This window comes from Aeromonas jandaei, from assembly GCF_037890695.1.
In the GTDB taxonomy this organism is placed as follows: Bacteria; Pseudomonadota; Gammaproteobacteria; order Enterobacterales; family Aeromonadaceae; genus Aeromonas; species Aeromonas jandaei.
In genome coordinates this window covers 2028314-2049862 of the sequence record NZ_CP149571.1, presented here as the reverse complement: position 1 = coordinate 2049862, position 21549 = coordinate 2028314, and the positions used below count along the sequence as shown (strand labels likewise).

Annotated in this window: 18 protein-coding genes; 16 read left to right on the top strand and 2 right to left on the bottom strand. The window is 42.5% G+C overall.

All coding sequences use genetic code 11. The features are described 5' to 3' along the window. The first annotated feature begins 1 nt into the window (after position 1). The 7 genes from WE862_RS09935 to WE862_RS09905 are packed head-to-tail and all read left to right on the top strand — an operon-like array spanning position 2 to position 6794. Positions 2–1675: a methyl-accepting chemotaxis protein gene (locus tag WE862_RS09935; protein WP_042032926.1), complete on the top strand. Its 1674-nt coding sequence runs from the start codon at positions 2–4 to the stop codon at positions 1673–1675. After that, a complete protein-coding gene (locus tag WE862_RS09930) occupies positions 1650–2189 on the top strand; it encodes a chemotaxis protein CheW (protein WP_225628276.1) in 540 nt (179 codons plus the stop codon). Before WE862_RS09935 ends, WE862_RS09930 begins: the two co-directional genes overlap by 26 nt. Next, positions 2186–3049 carry a CheR family methyltransferase gene (locus tag WE862_RS09925; RefSeq protein WP_042032923.1) on the top strand — a complete coding sequence of 288 codons (864 nt, stop codon included), beginning with the start codon at positions 2186–2188 and terminating at the stop codon, positions 3047–3049. Before WE862_RS09930 ends, WE862_RS09925 begins: the two co-directional genes overlap by 4 nt. Beyond that, positions 3046–4122 (top strand): protein-glutamate methylesterase/protein-glutamine glutaminase, encoded by a 1077-nt coding sequence (locus WE862_RS09920; RefSeq protein ID WP_042032920.1) that lies wholly within the window; start codon positions 3046–3048, stop codon positions 4120–4122. The genes WE862_RS09925 and WE862_RS09920 overlap by 4 nt, the downstream gene beginning before the upstream one ends. 11 nt (positions 4123–4133) lie before the next feature. Then, on the top strand, positions 4134–5354 hold the full coding sequence (locus tag WE862_RS09915) for an EAL domain-containing response regulator (RefSeq protein ID WP_042032919.1): 1221 nt from the start codon (positions 4134–4136) through the stop codon (positions 5352–5354). A gap of 48 nt (positions 5355–5402) precedes the next feature. Beyond that, on the top strand, positions 5403–6395 hold the full coding sequence (locus WE862_RS09910; protein WP_042032917.1) for a chemotaxis protein: 993 nt from the start codon (positions 5403–5405) through the stop codon (positions 6393–6395). Positions 6396–6446: 51 nt separating this feature from the next. Beyond that, positions 6447–6794, top strand: coding sequence for a DUF3135 domain-containing protein (locus WE862_RS09905; protein WP_052448142.1), 348 nt, complete (start codon positions 6447–6449; stop codon positions 6792–6794). A 32-nt stretch (positions 6795–6826) separates the two neighbouring features. Here WE862_RS09905 and WE862_RS09900 read toward each other — a convergent pair whose 3' ends face one another. Further along, positions 6827–8152 carry a hypothetical protein gene (locus WE862_RS09900; RefSeq protein WP_156128808.1) on the bottom strand — a complete coding sequence of 442 codons (1326 nt, stop codon included), beginning with the start codon at positions 8150–8152 and terminating at the stop codon, positions 6827–6829. 594 nt (positions 8153–8746) lie between these two features. Here WE862_RS09900 and WE862_RS09895 point away from each other — a divergent pair. From WE862_RS09895 to WE862_RS09880, 4 genes are all read left to right on the top strand, one after another. Continuing rightward, positions 8747–10021: an HlyD family secretion protein gene (locus WE862_RS09895; protein WP_156128807.1), complete on the top strand. Its 1275-nt coding sequence runs from the start codon at positions 8747–8749 to the stop codon at positions 10019–10021. Between the two features lie 499 nt (positions 10022–10520). Continuing rightward, positions 10521–10847, top strand: a complete 327-nt coding sequence (locus tag WE862_RS09890; protein WP_156128806.1) for a hypothetical protein — start codon at positions 10521–10523, stop codon at positions 10845–10847. A gap of 52 nt (positions 10848–10899) precedes the next feature. After that, positions 10900–12054 carry a JmjC domain-containing protein gene (locus tag WE862_RS09885; RefSeq protein WP_042033097.1) on the top strand — a complete coding sequence of 385 codons (1155 nt, stop codon included), beginning with the start codon at positions 10900–10902 and terminating at the stop codon, positions 12052–12054. A 50-nt stretch (positions 12055–12104) separates the two neighbouring features. After that, positions 12105–14108 (top strand): peptidase domain-containing ABC transporter, encoded by a 2004-nt coding sequence (locus tag WE862_RS09880; RefSeq protein ID WP_339058738.1) that lies wholly within the window; start codon positions 12105–12107, stop codon positions 14106–14108. Positions 14109–14800: 692 nt separating this feature from the next. On the opposite strand, the gene WE862_RS09875 is transcribed toward WE862_RS09880, so the two are convergent. After that, entirely contained in the window at positions 14801–16237 is a 1437-nt protein-coding gene (locus tag WE862_RS09875) for a hypothetical protein (RefSeq protein WP_042032910.1), read from the bottom strand. 336 nt (positions 16238–16573) lie between these two features. Between WE862_RS09875 and WE862_RS09870 the strand changes: the two genes are divergently transcribed. From WE862_RS09870 to WE862_RS09850, 5 genes are all read left to right on the top strand, one after another. Next, positions 16574–17407, top strand: coding sequence for a vWA domain-containing protein (locus WE862_RS09870; protein WP_042032909.1), 834 nt, complete (start codon positions 16574–16576; stop codon positions 17405–17407). 2 nt (positions 17408–17409) lie between these two features. Beyond that, the gene (locus tag WE862_RS09865) at positions 17410–18147 is read left to right on the top strand and encodes a hypothetical protein (protein WP_042032907.1); all 738 of its coding nucleotides are present in this window, start codon (positions 17410–17412) and stop codon (positions 18145–18147) included. Positions 18148–18150: 3 nt separating this feature from the next. Then, the gene (locus WE862_RS09860) at positions 18151–19824 is read left to right on the top strand and encodes a protein kinase family protein (protein ID WP_082035516.1); all 1674 of its coding nucleotides are present in this window, start codon (positions 18151–18153) and stop codon (positions 19822–19824) included. Positions 19825–19886: 62 nt separating this feature from the next. Then, positions 19887–20735 carry a hypothetical protein gene (locus tag WE862_RS09855; RefSeq protein ID WP_042032903.1) on the top strand — a complete coding sequence of 283 codons (849 nt, stop codon included), beginning with the start codon at positions 19887–19889 and terminating at the stop codon, positions 20733–20735. 53 nt (positions 20736–20788) lie between these two features. Then, a complete protein-coding gene (locus tag WE862_RS09850) occupies positions 20789–21499 on the top strand; it encodes a hypothetical protein (protein ID WP_167335512.1) in 711 nt (236 codons plus the stop codon). Positions 21500–21549 lie beyond the last annotated feature (50 nt).

The window sequence follows — 21549 nt, the reverse complement described above, 5'->3', positions numbered from 1 at the left end:
CATGGACTGGTTTCATCGCCTGCAAGTCAGAACAAAGCTGGCTGTGTCATTCGCTACTTTATTGTTGTTGCTGATAACACTAGCGGTAACCAGCTATGTGTCGATCAAAACCATGGCGGAATTAGTCGAGAATATGCATGCCAATCAACTGGTGCCTATTCGTGATCTCGCTAATGCCAATATGCAAGCAATTTACCATAATCGAGCTCTCTATCGATATATCGGTGAGGTGGATCTTCAGGTTCGTCAGCAAACCCTCGACAACATGACGAAATATGAAAACAAGATGAACGAACTGATAGACCGCTATCGCATTACCTATCTGACGCAACCTGAAAAGGAAGCTCTCGCTCGTTTTGATAAATCATGGCCTGATTACAAGCGCTATTCTGATGAAATTGTGAGTATTGCCCGCTCTGATACAGGGGATGATGTAAACAATAAGCGGGCGATGCTCTTGATGAGCGAAAAAGGCAGGCCTGCGTTCAATGTGTCTGACGATATCTTAACAGAGCTGGTCAATCTTAATGACAAACTTGCTGCTGGGGCTCTCCAGGATAGCCGCGACATTTATGCCAGTAATATTCGAACCATGCTAATGATTGCGGTTTTTGCATTCGTGACCTGCGGCATTCTAGCCATGGTTGTGACGCGGAGTATTTTACGTCAGCTGGGTGCGGATCCATCTTATACCGTGCAAGTAGTGGAGAGAGTTGCGGATGGTGATTTGGCAACGGTGATCCAGCTAAAAGAAGGTGACCAAATCAGCTTGCTAAGCACAATCAATGACATGTCGCAGCGGCTGTCTGAAACATTAGGTGAAGTGAGTGCTATAGCCAATGCTATAGGTTCGGCATCTGAACAAGTGGCTGCCACCGCGAATGCCTTATCACAAACCTCATCGGAACTGGCATCGAGCGTTGAACAGACCAGTGCTTCCGTTGAGGAGATGGCAGCCACCGTGAGCCAGAATGCCGACAATGCCAAGGTCACTGAAGGCATTGCAGTCAAATCAGCAGAGAACGCGACCGCCAGTGGTCGAGCCGTGGGCGATATGGTGCATGCCATGAAAGAAATCGCCTCGCGAATCACCGTCATCAATGACATCGCCAACAAAACAGATTTACTGGCCATCAATGCGGCCATTGAGGCCGCAAGAGCGGGAGAGCATGGCAAAGGGTTTGCAACTGTGGCTGCGGAAGTGCGTAAGCTCGCGGAGCGTTCGCAAACAGCAGCCAAGGAGATTGGTGAGCTCGCTAGCCGCTCGGTGGGGGTCGCTGAACAGGCGGGCACCTTGCTACGCGAAATGCTGCCAGGCATTGACCAAACAGCAACTCTTGTTCAGGAAATCGCAGCTGCGTCTCGCGAGCAACGCGCCAGCATAGGCCAAATTAACGTCGCGGTGATGCAGATCAGCGAAGGGATGCAATCCTCTGCTGCCTCAGCTGAAGAGCTGAGCTCCACATCAGAAGAGCTCAGCTCAACTGCTTTGCAGCTACAAGAGCTGATGCGTCAATTCATGCTCCGCGACTCCACCAAGACTAATGCGGCCCGCCAATTGCCCAGAACTGTTTTGCACCACCCGATGACACCCACTAAGAAAGCATCGTTTGGTTCGCTCCATGCACATGATGCTTTGCAGGAGGGGGATGATGGCAAATTCAGCAACTACTGAGCTTGTGCAAAGCGAAGTATTTCATTGCGTAACCTTCATGTTGGGTGGAGAGCGCTATGGCATTGATATCACCCACATGCGAGAAATCATCGAGTATGAAGGGATGACGGCGGTGCCGATGATGCCCACGTTTGTTCGTGGGATCATCAACCTGCGTGGTGCGGTTGTTCCAGTGATTGATTTACAAGTGCGCTTTGGCCAGGGCATGACAGCCCTGCAATCCACTACAGGAATTGCCATTTTGTCATTACCCACCTCGCTTGATTTCTACCAAGACGTGGGGGTCTTGCTTGATGCGGTATGTGATGTGCTGGAATTACGGCGTGATGCCATTGAACCTCCGCCCCATTTTGGGGTGGCACTGAGAAGCGATTTTATTGCCGGCATTGTCACCGTTAATGATCAGTTTGTTGTACTGCTGGATGTGACTAGAGTGTTGTCTCTTGCCGAGCTGAGTGCCTTGGTCGAAAGCAAGATGGCTAGTCATCATCTTGAGTTCAAGGGCTCAGAATGAATGACGGGAAACAGAGATTTTGCGAGCAAGGGCCGCAGTTGAGCATGAGGGAATTTGCGCTATTTAAAACATTTTTGCTCACACAAGCGGGGATTGATTTAGCTGACAGCAAGCGAGCGTTGGTTCAGTCCCGTCTGGCAAAACGCCTACGTGAACTTAACCTGAGTAGCTTTCAAGCTTATTGGCAAAGGCTGTCTCACCCAAATGAAGATCAGGAGCGGCAATGCGCAATTAATTTACTGTCTACCAACGAGACGTATTTCTTTAGAGAAGAAGCTCATTTCGAGTGGCTACGTAGCTACATTCAAGCGCAAGACCGTCCTCCCAAAGTATGGTCTGCCGCATGCTCCAGTGGTGAGGAGCCATACACGATAGCGATGATTTTCGCTGAGCAATTCGGGCTGGGCTCTCCTTGGCGGGTATGGGGCACCGATATCAACACTAATGTCATTGCTCATGCTCGCAAAGGGATTTATTCGCTTGAACGAGTGCAGCGCGTCCCTCCTCATCTGTGGTTGCGTTACTTACAGCGTGGACATGCAGAGTTTCACGGTTCTGTTCGTGTAAATCCTGTGCTTGCAAAGCATGTCGCGCTCTCGCAACTCAATCTATTAGACGCATCCCAGTTTGGGGAGCTGGCATTGGATGTCATTTTTTTACGGAATGTGCTGATTTATTTCAACACAACAACAAAGCATCAAGTGTTAAGCCAGGTGTGTCAGCGCCTCAAGCCTGGCGGCTATTTACTGGTGGGGCACTCAGAAATGATCCGCGATGCAGAGCTCCCATTAGTGCAGGAAGCGCCTTCACGCTATCGGCGGATTGACCGTGATCCGGTACAGTTTAAAGAGGCCATATGACTATCAAAGTGATGGTAATTGACGATTCTGCATTAGTGCGTGAGATGCTGACCCAATGCCTTGCTAAGGCACCTGATATTGACGTAATTGCCACTGCTCTGGATCCGCTATACGCCATCTCGCAGATGAAGCTGCGTTGGCCTGATGTGATCATTCTGGATATTGAGATGCCCCGCATGGATGGTTTGACATTCTTGCGAAAAATCATGAGTGAGCGCCCAACACCTGTCATTATCTGCTCATCCCTTGCAACCAAAGGAGCCTCTGTAACCCTGGAGGCGCTCTCGTTGGGGGCGGTATCGATCATCACCAAGCCATCGCTCAATGTGAAAGATTTCCTTAGCTCCTCGACACAAGACATCATTCAGGAAATACGGGCCGCTGCACAAGCCAAGCTTGCCAATATCCTTCCTTCAACCACCAACACTGCAACCAATCTTGGCGAGCGTGCGTTACACAGTGCAGATGTGATGATATCGGCCCCCACCTCTCGTTCAAACTACCAAACCACTGACAGGGTGATTGCGCTGGGCACTTCAACGGGTGGAACCCAAGCACTGGAGTTCTTATTAACCCGTTTACCCGCCACCTTGCCAGGTATTGCTATCGTTCAGCATATGCCAGAGATGTTTACTGCTGCTTTTGCGCAGCGACTTAACGGTGTTTCGCGGCTGGAGGTCAAAGAGGCCAAAACAGGGGACAGGTTGGTTCGCGGGACAGCTTTGATTGCACCTGGCGGTAAACATCTTCTGGTGCAGCGCAGTGGCGCTCAATACTACGCTGAAGTGAAAGATGGGCCGCTAGTATCTCGCCATAAGCCATCAGTGGATGTGCTATTTCGTTCTGTAGCTGTGAATGCGGGACGCAATGCCATCGGTGTCATCATGACCGGAATGGGGGATGACGGTGCTAGAGGTATGCGCGAATTGCACGACACTGGGGCAAAAACAGTTGCTCAGGATGAAGCGAGCTGCGTGGTCTTTGGCATGCCCAAAGAAGCGATTGCTCATGGTGGTGTTGATGAAGTGATGTCGTTACAGCATATCAGCCAATACCTGGCTGCGCTGGTATAGAGGGTTACACCATGTCACTGGACAAATGGAAGGGACGCTCGGCGTTGGTGGTAGATGACTCGCGATTACAGCGATATGAAGTCACCTGCCTGCTCCAGGAGCTGGGGTTTGAGTCGGTGTACGGTGCCGAAGACGGACGCGATGCGCTAGCGCAGTTGCAACAGCTCAACCAGATAGACTTGGTACTCACAGATCTGAACATGCCAGGGATGGATGGCGTTGAGCTCATTGCTCAGCTGGAAAAAATAGTGAGTAGTCCGTTGTTTGTTGCTGTTATGAGTGCGGCAGACCGTGATGTCCTTGACGTGATCCACATGATCGCTGATGCCAGCCCGTTGGAGGTGATTGCGATATTAGAAAAACCAGTGACCAAAGATGCGTTGTCAGCAATGTTATTACAATCAAATCCCGACATGCACAAACATCAGCGAGCCAAGCATACCTTAGAGCTCAGTGAAGGGGATGTCAGACTAGCCTTGGCCAAAGGGGAACTGGTGCCATTTCTTCAGCCTAAAGTGGTCATGAGGAATGGCCACTTGTTTGGATTTGAAGCGTTGGTGCGCTGGTTACATCCCGAACATGGCACCTTACCTCCCGTGAGTTTTGTACATCACCTGGAGCAAGGGGAATTAGCATTACAATTTTTCTACGAATTTTTGAAAGCAAGTTGTAATGCCTTATGCCGCCTTGATGGACTAGCCTCCTCGCTAACATGCTCTATTAATATGCCAGTTGCCTTGTTATTGTCGGATAAGCTGGTCGATAACATGGTCGAGATCGTTGAAAGTACAGGGCTTGTTTGTAGCAAAATTATTATTGAAGTGACCGAAACCACTTTCATGTCAAATCTATCCGCCTCTCTTGGTACGCTAGCTCGCCTTAGATTACGGGGCTTTGGTATAGCAATGGATGACTATGGAACAGGCTATTCATCCATGCAGCAATTGTCACGCTGCCCGTTTACAGAAATAAAGATTGATAAAGAGTTTGTGCGGGATGCCTATTTGAGCCAAAAAAAGTTGGCCATCCTCACATCCGCAATCGCAATGAGCCAAAAGTTAGGTCTAAAAACGGTAGCGGAAGGTGTGGAGAGTGAACAGGACTGGGTTCAGCTTACCCTACTAGGGTGTGAAATTGCACAAGGATATTATATTAGCAAACCTATACCGATTGACCAAATTCCTACCTGGTATGCCAATTGGTGTGGCGGTGGACAGTTTAGTGATGAATAGACTTTTAAAATATTCAATGTGTTATTTCAACGTCTGGTTGAGGTTAACATGAGTGAACAACAAGAGAATGCTCACAGCGCAATATTGACAGAAAGTGGAACCAATGAGCTGGAGATAATTGAGTTTCACATCCATAAATTATTGCCCGATGGGCGAGTCAAAGTTGCCTTTTACGGTATCAACGTTGCTAAGGTACGAGAGGTTATACGTGTACCTGAAACAACCGATTATCCCAATGCACAGCCCCATATGGTAGGAGTTTTTTCTTTGCGTGGAAGCCTTATTCCATTGGTGGACTTAGCTGGATGGTTAAGGATAAATACTAATCGAGACAATACCGGAAAAATTGTTATTGTGACGGACTTTAACAAGATGGCCAATGGTTTTCTGGTCGATGGAGTTAGTCGTATTCATCGTATTTCCTGGGAAGATGTGGAGTCGCCCAGCCAGTTTCTTGAAGCAGGCGAAAATGATTGCGTCGTTGCGGTGGTGAGGCGAGATGGCAATCTCATCATGATCTTGGATTTTGAACGGATCATTGCAACAATCAATCCTGAGCTGAGTATGGAAAAATACAATGTCGCACAAGATAGAACAGTGCTTATCAATGACAAAATGACGTCATTACGAGGTCAGAAAACTATCTTGGTGGTTGAGGACTCGGCATTTATTCGTAAGTTGATAGAAAATACGCTTAGCACCGCAGGTTATCACGTCATCACATCTAAAGATGGTGGTGATGCATTGGAAATGTTAACTGATATTGAGGAGCACATAAATAGTGATAACTTACCTGTGAGCGCCTACCTTAATGCAATAGTAACCGATGTGGAAATGCCCCGCATAGATGGTATGCATTTATTAAAGCGGGTACGGGATAGTTCGTGTTTTGCAACGTTACCAGTTGTAATGTTTTCATCGCTTATGAGTGAAGATAATCGTGCGAAAGCCCTGCAATTAGGCGCTAATGACACTATTACTAAACCAGAATTGGGGAAAATGGTTAACTTGATGGACAGACTATCAGGGGTTACCCTCTAACTGCGATTTTATAGTCATCGATGACCCCACATACTGTGGTAAGGAGAAAAAATGTCTCTACCAGATTTTGACACACTGAAAGCAATGGCTGAACGTGGAGATGGTGAACTTGAAAAGTTGCTTCAAGCGGAGATGGAAAATATTTTGCAGGGTATGTCGCAAGAACGACAGAGGAAATTGCTGGGGTGGCAATTTCAAATTAACTGCCAAAAAGAACTATCCCGAAATCAAGAGGATTATTATGTTCGCTTGAGCAACATGCTGTGCTTATCTTATCAGAAAATGCTCTTTGAACTTGAGGGGATGAAGGAAAAAATGGCTTCACTACCCACATCCACATCTTTATTACATCAGGAATTAGGGGAAGTAGTGCCATTTCAAGGGCCGCCACGAGAATAAATGATAAAAACACCTATTAGGTGATAGCTTTATCATGGTATTTTTATGAAGGAGCCATATTTTCTCCTTAAATCATCAATGGCTTTAATTGTCCTCCTTTCTTTTTCCTCCAGCGCTTTTATTTCATTCGACTTCTCTTTTATCCACTGTGAAAGCATTACTTGAGCCTGCTCCCTTGAATTAACATCAACAATACTTGCCAGGTTTTTTGCTCTTTCTGTTAGAGCATTTTCTCGTTCTTGTAGTGATATGAGGCTATCATTTAAATTTTTCTGTATTAAGTCTAAGGATGCTGAACGCCTGCGTATTTCGACTTCACTAGCATCAAGCTGAGCCTCTTTGGCTTTAATAGTTCTATTTATATCATCAACGTGTGAATAAAATTCAGCCTTAAGTTCATCTAAATTAAGAAGGTCGTTCAGTAAGTCTTGTTTTTTATCAATCTCCTCTTGCACCTTATAAAGGCGTTCTTTTAATTCAATTTCAAAGCTTCTATATTGATCTTCCAGTAGGATTATTTTGTCCTCTATTTCTGAAATAGATGATTCTTTATCAATCCTTATTCTATCCCACTGTTCAAGAATTGAACTTGCATTCCTTTCTGCATTCCGAGCCTGTTGAATCACTATTTGCATATCGCTTAGTTCTGATTCGCGCGTATTTTTTATCGCATCGAATTCTGCATTAAGTTTTTTAACTTCTGTTTGGTGTTTCGAGCTCAACGATGAATACTGGTGCTGTAAAGATAATAACTGCTGCCTATTATGGGAGTAAATCATTTCTGAGAAGTTGCCAACAGGAGCCACAGATACCCATTTTTTAGGGCATTTTTTTAGATAATCTCTAATTTCTTCTTTTGAGATTATCTCCTCTTTCACACGAAATCCACTGAGATCAAGTTCAACGCAGGTTGCATTCACCCTCTTTAGTTCTTTAATTTTCCCTCTATCACAAAAGTGCGTAACTGCAACTTCGATGAGAACCTTCTCTCCATCGATGAACCCAATTACATCTGGGATAACTCGGCCCTCATAAACCTCACATACCATCTCATCAAAAACTATGTTTTTATGGATTGGGTTTATAGTTCCAATCGGCAGTATCAACTGCCTATCCGTTGATAAAACCTCTTTAGCCAAGATATGTATTTCGGTTTCTGGCTTCCAGGTACAGGCATTCTGCTCGATTGAATTAGGTTCATGAGCAAAATAATGGGCTTTAACTTGCCCTTTCATAGCCCAGACAGCGCCCTGACAACCGATGCATGTGCAATTGCATGCTTTTCCACTAACAACATCTTTGACATCAACTATATGGCCGTTTTCGTCAAAAGCACGAGTCATCAGGATTCTTGCCATATCTATTCAACCCATAAATGAATTATGTAATAGAACGCATCATTTTATTTAGTTCATTTAGATGCTTTCACTACATGAGTAACTACAACATTTTTATGAAAAATCATACAGTTACAGTTGATTACTTTGAACTTCATCAAGTTCCAATTGGATTTAGAGATATGACAACTCCCCAGGCGAGCTCATTGGGCTTTAGAGGATGCGTAGGAGTTGGCTGACAACATGGAAGGATGGTGGTAGAGCAGGCCGTTACAGCATGTTGGAGACGGCTTGAGATTGATTCCAATGGCAGTGCGCACGAAAGTGGCGTAAAAAAGACACCGGTTGGAGGCCGGAGTCAGGTGATAACTAGATCTGTACAATCGATATGGGAAACAACGGTACACATAATAGATCGCATGTTCAATATCGAAACCTATACTTGATAGCCCTGGCAATTATCATTCACGTCATTTATTGATCGTTCGGTGATCCAAAAATGATCCACTTGTCATTAATGAAAATGATTATCAATCAGCGATTGATAATCTGGTATTCATTTGATACATTCATTCCACATCTTAACTGGAGGCATCTAAATGGGGTTTCTAACATTTGAGCAAGGAATCTGACCTATTCCGTAGTGAAGCTATATCTGCAATTCGTGAAACTAAATTTGGCACTGTCCTCTTGCATCAGCCTTGGGGCTATATAGTGGCATCTGGAATTTCAGTTTTGATTGTGCTGTTAATCGTCTCCTTCTCATACTTTGGGATATATACAAAGAAAACGACTGCTAGAGGTCTGTTAATGCCTGAGCATGGCATTCTAAGATTAACTTCAAGTGCAGCTGGAGTATTAACAAGGATAAATGTAGCTGATGAGAGTGAGGTGGAAAAAGGAGAAGCTCTTTTTGTTATCTCTGGTGAGCAGTTTAGTGGCAGTGAAGGAATACGAAAAAAGATATCTGAACAGTATAATAAGCGTAAGATTCTCTTGGAGCAAAACAGAATAGCCTCAAACACAAGATTTCATGAACAGGCTTCAATTACTGAGCGCCGAATGCGTGGTCTTGAATCCGAATTATTAAAACTAGATGAAGAGCTGGTTTTATTTAAAAAGCGTATAGAACTGGCACAAGAAAGCATGAAAAGACAAAAGCAGCTTTTTCATAATAAGGTGATCTCCTTATCACAGCTACAGCTCGCAGAATCTGAACTACTAACTTTAAAAGGACAACAACACACACTAGAGCGAACTCACTCAAGTTTAACTAGAGAGCGGTTGGAGTTAATCTCGATTAGAGATGATCTAAAAACCAAAAACGTCATTGAGAAAAACGCAATAGATGGTGAGATTGCTTCGTTGCAGCAAGAAATATCTGAAAACAATGTAAGGTACAGTCAGAGTATAAGAACACCTGTTAGCGGAATTGTCACAGGCGTAACATCTCAGATTGGACAATTTATAACGGCAGGGACGATATTAGCAAGTATCATACCTAGTAACGCGAAGTTATATGCACACATTTACATTAGTTCAGACCAGCTTGGTTTTATAAAAAAGGGACAATCGGTAAAGTTACGATACTCATCATATCCATATCAAAAGTTTGGAATGGGCAATGGTGCTGTGATTGACATATCAAGTGTGCCGTATGCGGTGCAGGAATTGCCATTACACGTAGCAAATACAATTCAAAGTAGTAATGCTAAAGATGTGGTTTATCGGGTCGTTGTTGCTTTGGATGAGCAATTTATCAATGTGTATGGGAGGAAAGAAACCCTGAAAACAGGGATGTATCTAGAAGCTGATATTCATCAAGATACAAGAAGGATATATGAGTGGGTTCTAGAGCCTATTTATAGTATCAAAGGGAAAATGTTCTGATTTTGCTTGCATTTAAATTTTTGATTGGGAGTGTATAAATGTGCTGGGGGTTCATAATAGAAGCAATAGCTTTTATTATTGCAATGATATTGCCTGCAATTATATTTTACGGAATTCACTATCTATACTTACGTTACGTAAAAAAGGATATGAAACGAAAAGGTAGCACTCTTTCATTTATTCTTTTTATAGTTGTTCTGATTCCCTTTGCTAACAAGACACACAAGATTATTTTGGATGTGTTGTCGTTAGCTTTATGTAAAGTTAACTAAGTAATGAACTCTTAGTGCAATAAGACTCACAAAGATAATATCAAAACCATTAACTTTATAATTATCTTTGCTTGAACTGAAAATCCAAACTGTATTTTTACTTTCTATCTATTTATACATTAATCACACAATGAATGGAGAAACACCAGCAGATACTATTTGTCTAATTTAAATATGCATGTTTTATATTTTTAACCTTACTTAGATAATATATTTTGAGGTTTTAGATGAGAGAATTGTCGATTGAAGATCTTGAGTTAGTTAGCGGCGCCATAGGCCCTGCTGGAGCTGCGGTTGGAGGTATTGCTGGCGGAGCTGGATATATAGGTTATGCCGTAGCTACTGGCGAAGGAGACTTGGCTGGTTTTGCCGGAGCTGTAGGAGGTGGGGCCGCAATGGGATTTCTTGGCCCCGCTGGAGGTGGTCTAGCTTTTGGTGCTGAGACTGTACTTGCTACTCAAGTTGGTTTTTATGGTGGTATGGCAACTGGCTATATAGAAGATGCTTTTAACTGGGCTGGCGGTGATTACGCTGGCCAAAATTATCAAAAGTAATTGTTTGGCTGCTGGTGAGTCAATGACTCACCAGCAAATAAAGGGTTTTATCATGAAAATCAACTTCTGCATGACCAAAAAAGAATTCATTGATGTGTACCAAGAACGAAAACCAGTTCTTTTTAAAAAAGTCTTAAATAGTGATGAGTTCAGTTGGGACGATGCAAATGGAATTTATAACCGCAGTGATGTTTCATCCAAGGATTTTAAATTAGCATACTATGGTATAAGGCCTAAGGGCGACTATGTTGAAACTTATTCAGACATAGGTGTATTGCGTCATAGACTCATAAAACCAGCTGTATATGACTACCTGCGGAAAGGAGGAACTCTAATTGCAAATAGGATAGTCAATGAACCAATTGTGAGCATGCTTGCAAGACAGATTGGTGAGTATACTGATAGAGAAGTCGTCAGTAGTGCCTATGTCGCGTTTGGAGAGCAAAGTTCATTTAGAGCACATTGGGATACTCGTGATGTCTTTGCAGTACAACTCATTGGAAGAAAGAGATGGGAGATATTTGAACCATCTCTTGAAATGCCTTTATACATGCAACAAAGCAAAGACTATGAACACGCATATCCATGTCCAGAAAAACCATGTATGGACTTGATACTTGAGCCTGGTGATATACTTTACATACCGAGAGGGTGGTGGCACAACCCATTGCCACTTGGTGAACCAACTTTTCATCTCGCATTTGGAACATTTCCAACATATGCAATGCAATATCTAGAATGGGCGATGAAGTTAATGCCTAACTACCTTAGTGCAAGAAGGTCACTAATAAAATGGGATGATGATGAACAAACTATTAAACAAATGGGGGAGGACTTTATCAAACTCATAGATAATAAAGACTTGTACGATCAATTTATCATGGAGCACATGAATAGAGTTAGGATCGATTCTCCTCTTGCCATGGAAATCTTCGGAAATACTGAAGGAAAATCTATACCACGAGATTTCTCTCTACACTTGAATACCTCTATTATATACCAAAAAGATAGTGAGTTTATTATATCAAATGGTACCAGAATAAACTTGGATACATCAGGAGGGAAGATAATTAAATGCATAATGGATAATCCAGGGATTAGCATTACTACATTGTGTGAAATGCACCCAGATTTATTAGCTAATAAAATAGACGACCTTATAAACAATTTATGTCGCGAAGATGTCATATCTTACTATAAAAAATGAAAACAGTTCTTCAAACAGAAAAGCACGAGTGCGGCCTAGCATGTTTAGCCATGATTGCAATATATCATGGTTTTCAAACTGACTTGAATTCATTACGCAGAAGGTTTTCTATTTCATCTAGAGGCACTGACTTATCTAAATTAATTTCATATGCTCAAGCAATGAATTTTTCTAGCCGCCCGTTGAGGCTAGAGCTAGAAGAGTTAAATAAACTTAAGGTTCCATGTATTCTACATTGGAATATGAATCACTTTGTCATTTTAGAAAAGGTCTCTGCTAAAAGATTATATATAATAAATCCCGCGCTAGGACGCCGTAGCTTATCCATTTCTGAGGCATCATCTAGCTTTACTGGCGTTGCGCTAGAATTGATGCCTAACCAGAAGTTTGAGCCTCAAGAAATATCTCAGAAAGTTAAGTTATCTAGCTTAATCGGTCGTTCTGTAGGCTTGAAACGGTCATTGCTGAACATTTTAGCGCTGACGTTCTCGTTGGAGATAATATCATTACTAACTCCACAGGTAACACAGTGGATAGTTGATGGGGCTCTTGTCTCATCAGATCATAGTCTTTTACAGTTAGTTGTAATTGGGGGCTGCATACTAACAACAATAGATTTGGTATTTCGAGTAGCTAAAGGTTGGATGGCTTTAAATCTTAACCAGCAATTAATATTACAGTGGTCTACTAATCTATTAGGCCATTTAGTTAAACTTCCTTGGAGATATTTTGAGAGCAGGCATCTTGGTGATATAGTATCTAGATTCCAATCATTGTCATCTATCAGAAATGTGATCGCTAATGGCGCAATCACTGCTGTTCTTGATGGCATTGTAATGATTATTACACTAGGGATGATGATCCTCTATAGCCCACTACTAGCACTGGTTGTGATTACAGCGCTATTCTCATATATATTAATGAGAGCAATGTTTTACTCACCTCTTCGAAGTGCATCAGAAGAGAGGATAGTATTATCAGCTAAAGAGCAATCATTCTTTCTAGAAACTATAAGGGCGATTCTTCCACTCAAAATATCTAATACAACATCACTGCGTGTGGCAAATTGGCAAAATCTATTGGTTGATGTTCAGAATAGAGATGTTAAAACTCAGAAGATACTGCTAATGTTTTCTAGTTTGAATACTTTTATCTTTGGTGTTGAAGGTATGGCAATTTTATATATAGGAGGTTCGAACGTAATAAATAGTGAGCTGTCATTAGGCATGTTACTTGCCTTTATTGCTTACAAAAGTCAGTTTACATCCAGGGCTAGCAGGTTAGTCGATTTGTTTTATGAGGTTAAAATGCTCTCATTGCATGCAGAACGTCTTGCTGATATTGCTCTAGAGTCGCCTGAAGTTGACCTTGATGGCGAGGTATGTATAGATAATATTTTACCGACCATAGAGGTTCGAAACGTCTCATTCAGATACTCTGATGGAGACCCGTGGATTTTTAGGGAGGTATCCTGCATCATCGAATCTGGTAAGTCAGTAGTTATTACAGGGGCATCCGGTTGTGGTAAAAGCACCTTATTAAAATTGTTGTTAGGATTATTATCCCCATCAGAGGGAGAGATTTTAATTGGTGGAGTACCTATTCGACAATTAGGATGCAGAGCTGTGAGAAACTTGTCAGGTACGGTAATGCAAGATGATTGTTTATTATCAGGGACGATTGGTGAAAACATATCCTCCTTTTCTCATGAGCATAATCAACTCAGAGTTGAGCAGGCCGCAAAGATGGCCTGTATACACGACGCGATAGTTAGTATGCCTATGGGGTATCAGACTGTCATCTCAGAAATGGGCGCAGGGTTTTCTGGAGGTCAAAGGCAAAGAATATATTTGGCAAGAGCTTTTTATAAATCACCAAAAATATTGTTCCTAGATGAAGCAACCAGTAATTTAGATATGGAGAATGAATTTGACGTTTTGAATGCAGTTTTAAAGTATCCTTGCACAAAAATCATGATATCTCATCGAAAGGATGCGGTTAGATTAGTTGACTACAACCTACATGTGGAAGGCGGTAAAGTTCATAGAATTTAGGGGGAGTATCGAGTCCCAAGTGATAGCGACACTTGGGGCTTCCTGGCTGACAGACCAAGGGGCACAGTGTGATTATCGTGTGTATGGAGATGGTATTGCCCACAAAAAGGAGTGGTCATTCGTCTTCAAAGCGGATAGTAAAGCCATATGTCTACCCAGCGAGGAAGTCTCATGCCGTAGTCTCAGCCCGCTAGAGCCCACCAAAGTGCTCAATAACGTCAGCAACGCCTTCAAACTCATCGGTCATAGCCGCCACTGCATTCATTAGATCTATGTAACGAATGGCTGGCTCGACAGGTTGCTTGGTTGCAGAGGGGTAGCGATTAGTCCCTCCCAGGTGAGCTCATTGGAGGATGTGCTGGATTGGGCTGGTAATCAGGGATGATAGATAGAGTATGGTGAAAGGGTCTGAAATTGATACCAAAGGAAGGGTGGATGAAAGAAGCGTAAACAAGACACCGGTTTAAGGCCGGTGTCAGGTGATAACTAAATCTGTACACGCCTTTCTAGTCTCCTTATCTCTTGACTAAAAATGAACCCAGCAAGGCTATCACTAGGGGAGCCTGGTACTACAATAAATAAACCACAGTTTGGGGGATATAACAGGCCATGTTTTTTACCTCGTTTGTATCTCCAGTTTCGTCTGATATATTTCCGCACAATATCATCTACCTCTTTAGAAGATGAATATCTCATGACTCCTCCAGCGAGGATGCCTTAGTGAAATCTACAATTGTTTCTCCAAGCTTGGTTCTTTCTTGAAAATGTAGGTTTATCTGCTCATCATCAGAAGCAAAATCTTCTGATGCCCATGCCCATGCCCACTGTAATTGTCTTGTTATATTATTAGCGGCATCTTCTATGCCTTTTTTAGACCACGGTGCTGCTCGATAGCTACCATCAGGCATTAGTTCAACTAACGAAATAGTGTAACTTAGATCGTAAAAGCCAAGTTTTGCACGTTTTTCCGCAGATAACTTCCATGAGTCACAGGTTAAAGTAATTCTTCCATTATTAGCATCGACTTTCCATGAGACCTCGGGGAGATGATTAAGATGAGCACGCAACCCCTCTGCTAGACCACCAGTAAGCTTATTAACAATCCAGTAGTGAGCTCTACCACTAGCTAAAAAGCTTTCAAACACCGAATCTTCTTGGTCAGTTAACCAACCTTCGGAATATGCAATCCTGCTCTTAGCATGATCAGTTATCTCAATGATTTTCAGTCTTAAATTTTTTATGTCTGATGGATAAATAAAACCATCATTTAAGGTTACAAAATTAGCTTCATCAAATGCTATTCGGTCTAGCTCAGACAACATCCATTTATCAGCCTCACTGGGTGATACCCATTTTAGTCCATCAGGCTTCGGTAATGTCCTTGAGAAAATGAAGGTGGTTTTATGGAAATCACTAATTCTTGGATGGATAAGATCTATGTGTATCCAGGGATATGCATGCTTAACGTTGACATGCATATCATCTGTATAGAAATGGCCCACCTTCTTGATGACATCTCGTACCTCCCACATAATCTCACCAAGGCCATACTCCAAACTTGTACTTATTGAATTCATTACAGTCTTACGTACAAACCAGTGGCCATGTACATTTGCAGGGTTTAGTATTTGCTCTCTGCTCCAACCTGTAATACCTTGGAGTTTTATTAACTCATCTTTTTGACCAATCAATTGAGCCAGCTCTATTTGGATGCCAAGATCTCTTGCAAAATCATAGATATCTTCGTTCATATCAGGACATTGACTATTATATTTGCTTTGCCACTCAGAAAACTCATTATTAAGTGCTTGGTTATTGCCAAGTTCCAGCTGTGCTTTTAGTTGCTTGACTAATTTATCCATATAGTGATAAGACTCAGGAGTGTCTTTTCCTTGTAATACCTCTACTGTTGTTTCAAGCACTTGAGCTAGAGCATTTGCCAAAGCCTTGCTGGTATGTCCGTTCTTTTCTACTCGTTGGTAATGACCAATGAGGGTTTTTGGAGCGGCCTCTGGAGAGCGCCCCAAAATCTTGTAAGCCTTACTCATCAACATTTCTTGGGTCATGCCTGACTCAACACGCAAACCCTTCAGCCTTTCAGGATTGATGACAAACGATGTTCTTCCCATATGAATGAGCTCCTAAGTGACGATGCACATATCATGTCGGAAAGAATAAATGTTTCATAGACAGCATAAATACCACATATATTCTCTGGCATGCCGAACAACAGGGTTCATTGGGTCATACGCTTGGTCTTGAGCTTCGAGTTGCGTAGGGGACGGGAGAAAGGAAGGTTGCAGCGATAGTACATCAGCTGCTGGGTGGTGGGCGGCAAGAGTTTTAAGGTCAAGCAACGCTTGGCGGTGTTGGTTGTTGGTTGAAAAATGTGACCTGAGTTAACAAATATCCTTGCTGATTACTTTATCTTATCCTTTTGATAAAACTCATTATTGAAGGATTCTATGAGCTATAGTGCCGAAATCAGCCGTACCAGTCCTACTGCGTTCTTGTTTTTGGTAGACCAATCTGGGTCGATGCAAGATTCCATGACTAATGGCAAGTCCAAAGCCCAATTTGTAGCCGATGTTCTTAATCGAACTTTAGCCACTCTCATTACTCGCTGCACTAAGTCAGAAGGGACTCGTGATTACTTCGAGGTTGGTGTTTTAGGCTATAGCGGTTCTACCGCAGAAAATGGTCTTGGTGGTGCATTATCAGGGACAATTCTTCATCCAATTTCTCAAATTGAAGCTAATCCATTGCGTGTAGAAGATCGGATTAAGCGAGTAGATGATGGTGCGGGTGGTCTAGTCGAACAAGCTATCAAATTCCCAGTATGGTTTGAGCCCAAGGCTGCGGGCGGAACGCCTATGTGTAACGCCATCACCAGTGCTGCTGAACAGTTAGTGGCTTGGTGTGATGCACATCCAGACAGCTACCCACCGACTGTTCTGCATATCACTGATGGTGAGTCTACAGATGGCGAACCTGGGAGCCTAGCACAACAACTCCAACAGATTAGTACCAACGATGGCAACGTTCTGCTATTCAATCTTCATGTGAGTTCTAGTGGTGGTGACCCCGTAAAATTCCCTATATCTGACGCTGGTCTAAGTGACAGCTATGCAAGACTCCTTTTCAGTATGTCCAGCCCTTTACCTGTACACCTTCAAAAAGTTGCAGAAGAAAAAGGGATCAAAGCAACGATGGAATCTCGTGGCTTTGTTTTCAATGGCGAGATTACTGAGGTTGTGGACTTTTTTGATATTGGCACCCGCGCCGCCCAGCTACGTTAACTATGGAATTCCACATCCTGTTTGATGGAACCGTAGCCAAGCATATTGAGCAACCAAACGATAACGAAGATGCTTACCGCATAGACCAAGAACGAGGCCGCGTGGTGCTGTCAGATGGTGCTTCTGAGTCGTTTGATGCTAAAAGCTGGGCTAATTTGCTTGTGGATGAATGCATAGATACAGCGCCTTTGGATGAGGCGCTCTCTTCATGCATCACAAAATATAACCTTCTACATGATCCGAGCACTCTGTCTTGGTCAAAGGCAGCTGCTTACGAAAGAGGCAGCTTTGCTACGATGGTGATTGTCCAAGATGACCCCATTCACGAGAACATCAACGTGTGTGCCCTAGGAGATAGTCTTGCTGTTTGGAGCGATGGTCATACCCTGTTGGATACAATACCGTATTATTGTGCAGACCAATTCACTCAAAAACCGACTCTTCTATCAACGCGCAATGAGTTAAACCCATTATTAAGCGACACTAATAGTATTTTGTTTACTCAAAAGGACTGGAGTTACAAGGACGATCAGACGAAATTGCTTCTCTGTATGACTGATGCTCTCGGGGCATGGCTACTGCATCATCAGGAGCATGGTGATCGCTCGGCCTTTGAGAGGCTTATTAGTATCAGAAGCCAACAGGAACTTCAGGATCTTGTTGAAACAGAGCGCACAATTGGAAAACTCCGTCGAGATGATACCACTTTAATTATCATTAGCCTGACCAGTGAAGTGTAAGCCATGGCATATCCAACCCTTGAGCAATACAACGAGGCTCTACAATCCCCACAACTCGTATTACAAGACGCAGAGTTAAAGCATGGTACATTAAAGACTACTGGCTTAGGGCTTCCTCTGGCTTTATGTGGTGGATTTGCACTCACGTATACTGTGCAGGCTGGAGGTAAGAAGTTTGCACTGCGTTGTTTTCATAAGGAATCACGAGAGTTAGAGAGAAGATATCAAGCTATATCCTCTCGAATTAAGAAATTGGCGAGTCCTTATTTTCTACCATTTGAATTCATCCCTGCGGGTATTCGTATACAGGGGGTTATGTATCCCATCGTAAAGATGGCTTGGGCACAAGGACAAACATTAGCTGAATTCTTGGAGAATGAATATCGTAATCCTCAGTCTCTTCAAAGACTGCGGCAAGCACTGGCTGATTTAGCTGTCTTTCTAGAGAAAAATCAGATTTCTCATGGTGATATTCAGCCAGAAAATATAATGGTGAGTGCAGGTGGTAGCACGATTCAACTCATTGATTATGATGGAATGTATGTTGAAGCACTGCAATCATCTAAAGCAACTGAATTGGGACAGGTTAACTTTCAACATCCCAAGCGTACTGCTAATGATTTTAATGAAAAGCTTGACCGCTTTTCATTTTTAACGCTGGATGTGGCACTCCAAGCATTGATTGCGTCTTCTTCGATTTGGACTATTTCTCGGTCTGAACCGAGTGCAGTTGTATTTAGGCGGAATGACTTTTTAGATCCTAGCTCTTCAGTGATATTTAAAGAGGTTTTAAAAATCACTGGCGTGGGTTTGCATGTCAAAAACTTAGCTAGAGTGGCACTTGGGGACTTTAATAAAGTTCCTACCCTTGTAGATTTCCTTCAGAATAAGGGGATCTATCACGATGAAATTATATTTGGCCAAGGGGCTACCTTGGCTAAAGCAGGCTATCAAGGTGCATATGTAGTTTGTGATGCGTTGAAATATGAAAAAGTATTTGAACAGGTTGGGAGCAGAATAGAGCTCATTGGTAAAATCCATTCTGTTCGCCGTGGGTGGGGAGCGAATAGAAAACCTTATGTATTCGTGAATTTCTCTGATTGGCGTGGCAAGGCTGTCAAGTTAGCTATCTGGTCTGATGGCATGAATGCGATTGGTGCTAATGTACCTGACCAGACTTGGGTTGGTCGTTGGCTGTCCGTTACAGGCCTCGTTGATGCGCCTTATCATGGACATGCAAAATCGACTACCTACACACATATCTCAATCACTATAACTGCACCAGGTCAGATACAGCAGATACCAGAACAGGAAGCCAGATACCGTCTTCTTGGGGGGATCGCAGCTCCGGCTAGGACTGTGCCGAGCCAAAATGCAGGCATTCTCTCAACAATGACAAAAGGTACTAGAGCTTCAAATTCGCCAACTCAAACAAGGCCAACCCCCACAGCTCCCCAGAAGAGCTCAAATCAGCAGCTTCTTGAGAAGATGCGGGCTCAACAAGCACCTCAGGTAACTTACACGAGTGCGCCCCCCGTACATCTCTCTTCAAACATGGGCAATTCTGCAAGGAGCAACCCAATCGGTACTAATAGGAAGTCATCTGGCTTAGGTTGGGGAGGATGGTTTTTTATTATAGTTGTGGGCCTTGTTATGCTAAAAGGCTGCATTAATTAAAGACACAATCACTTGTGTGGTCATCTCACTTTTATATGGTTACAATAACCTAAGGATGTAATTTGGAAAAGATATTCATCCAAAATTATAATTGGGGGCCAGAGCTGGAAGTCATTAGAACACATGAGCTATTAATAGCCATCAATAATTATGTCAATGAAAATTGTGCAGAAAATGTTGACCCACGGTTCAATATATTAACGGATGAAAATAATAATTCGTTAGATGATTTACAGAAATTTTATGCAATATTAGCCTTTTCAAGGGGCGAATTGTTCGAAAATTGTAAAAGTCGAAACTATATCAGCTATAAAGCATCTACTATTTTTAACAATGACCGATTAACGATTCAATCTCTCAAACACGAATATCGCTCATATCTATCCGAGTGTGTTGTTTTGTACGATAGATTAGCTTACTTTATCTCCTTTCTAGAGTTGTGTTACAAGTCAAATGGGATCTCTTTTGAGAGCGAGACGGTAATGCTCCATACCTTTTTTAACCCTTTATTATTTGATATTAGGAATGAGAACGCACATCATCGTTATGTTGTTAGAACCGAATATTTAGAGGTGGAGTATCTTGAGAGTTTAATTCATGACATGAACTATAATGGTGACACATCACAGAATACAATAGAACAATACGTAGAAAAGCTAGGGCGCTTGATAGAAAAAGATCTGGATTGGTTTGAGTACACGTCTAAAGAGTTTGCTGGTTTTTTTATAAGGTTTTTAAACTGTATATCTACAAAGATTCTGAATGATGGTTTATTACATGAGCCGAAGGAACTACCTAGTGACCTAGTGCTTAATAAAAAATCACACCAAATTTCAGACGAAAAATACATCATAAAAAACTATTCAATGAGAGCAATGACACAGATTATTGATCGTTTAATAGGATGTTGATAGCTATAAGTATCCGAGCTTTTGATAGTTTAATGTTCCTAGATGGGCAAATAATGAAAACTTATTCAGATATCATAAGTGAGTTTAATAGCACGTTTTCTACTAATGCCAGCCTGTGTGAGGATTTAAAAGTAGGGGCGGATCTGGGAAATTGCAGGTCTTTTGCTTTATATCAGTTAGTGGAAGACCAACGTAGCGCCCCTTTTGGTACGGTTCTATACCACCATATTGGCAGCTACAACACTGGTGAGGTATACGAGGCAGAGGGGACAGCAGGCTTCAGTCTCAGCTCACGACTCGATAGTATTGAAAAATTTTTCCCTTTGTCTTCAAACAAGGCGACTCGAAATTTAGAGATTGGGTATCGGTCACCCTGGCTTGGCGGTAGTTGTGCATTTTCCTCTATTCCATTTAAGCGGTGGTGGGTTGATTCATTTAAAACATTGTGTGCAAATGCTCCTGCCCAGGCTGAGCTGGTTAGCTCATTCTTGACGCGAGAGATAGAGGTTATTGCAGAGGCTGCCAGGAATAAAGGCCATAGAAGTGGCTGGGTTTACAATAGATTCGTTGATAAACTTGAGTATTTCTCGATGCGAGTGAATCATGAATTTCTTGACTCAACACAATATTTATTTAAGCCTGTGCTGTTTTTCAATGAGTTTTCTCATAACTTGGTTAGTTTGAACGAGCAGGAGAAGACAGAAATGAGAAGTGAAATCGCAAGAGCCATCTGCTTTGATGAACCCTTTAGAAAAAAGTTTTGATGATAGCCGCCATATCTCACATTAATTGGAATTTTTCACATCAAAAAGTT

Coding starts and splice junctions, on each gene's coding strand:
- WE862_RS09935 (WP_042032926.1), top strand. CDS start 2: ATGGACTGGTTTCATCGCCTGCAAGTCAGAACAAAGCTGGCTGTGTCA.
- WE862_RS09930 (WP_225628276.1), top strand. CDS start 1,650: ATGATGGCAAATTCAGCAACTACTGAGCTTGTGCAAAGCGAAGTATTT.
- WE862_RS09925 (WP_042032923.1), top strand. CDS start 2,186: ATGAATGACGGGAAACAGAGATTTTGCGAGCAAGGGCCGCAGTTGAGC.
- WE862_RS09920 (WP_042032920.1), top strand. CDS start 3,046: ATGACTATCAAAGTGATGGTAATTGACGATTCTGCATTAGTGCGTGAG.
- WE862_RS09915 (WP_042032919.1), top strand. CDS start 4,134: ATGTCACTGGACAAATGGAAGGGACGCTCGGCGTTGGTGGTAGATGAC.
- WE862_RS09910 (WP_042032917.1), top strand. CDS start 5,403: ATGAGTGAACAACAAGAGAATGCTCACAGCGCAATATTGACAGAAAGT.
- WE862_RS09905 (WP_052448142.1), top strand. CDS start 6,447: ATGTCTCTACCAGATTTTGACACACTGAAAGCAATGGCTGAACGTGGA.
- WE862_RS09900 (WP_156128808.1), bottom strand. CDS start 8,152: ATGGCAAGAATCCTGATGACTCGTGCTTTTGACGAAAACGGCCATATA.
- WE862_RS09890 (WP_156128806.1), top strand. CDS start 10,521: ATGAGAGAATTGTCGATTGAAGATCTTGAGTTAGTTAGCGGCGCCATA.
- WE862_RS09885 (WP_042033097.1), top strand. CDS start 10,900: ATGAAAATCAACTTCTGCATGACCAAAAAAGAATTCATTGATGTGTAC.
- WE862_RS09880 (WP_339058738.1), top strand. CDS start 12,105: ATGATTGCAATATATCATGGTTTTCAAACTGACTTGAATTCATTACGC.
- WE862_RS09875 (WP_042032910.1), bottom strand. CDS start 16,237: ATGGGAAGAACATCGTTTGTCATCAATCCTGAAAGGCTGAAGGGTTTG.
- WE862_RS09870 (WP_042032909.1), top strand. CDS start 16,574: ATGAGCTATAGTGCCGAAATCAGCCGTACCAGTCCTACTGCGTTCTTG.
- WE862_RS09865 (WP_042032907.1), top strand. CDS start 17,410: ATGGAATTCCACATCCTGTTTGATGGAACCGTAGCCAAGCATATTGAG.
- WE862_RS09860 (WP_082035516.1), top strand. CDS start 18,151: ATGGCATATCCAACCCTTGAGCAATACAACGAGGCTCTACAATCCCCA.
- WE862_RS09850 (WP_167335512.1), top strand. CDS start 20,789: ATGAAAACTTATTCAGATATCATAAGTGAGTTTAATAGCACGTTTTCT.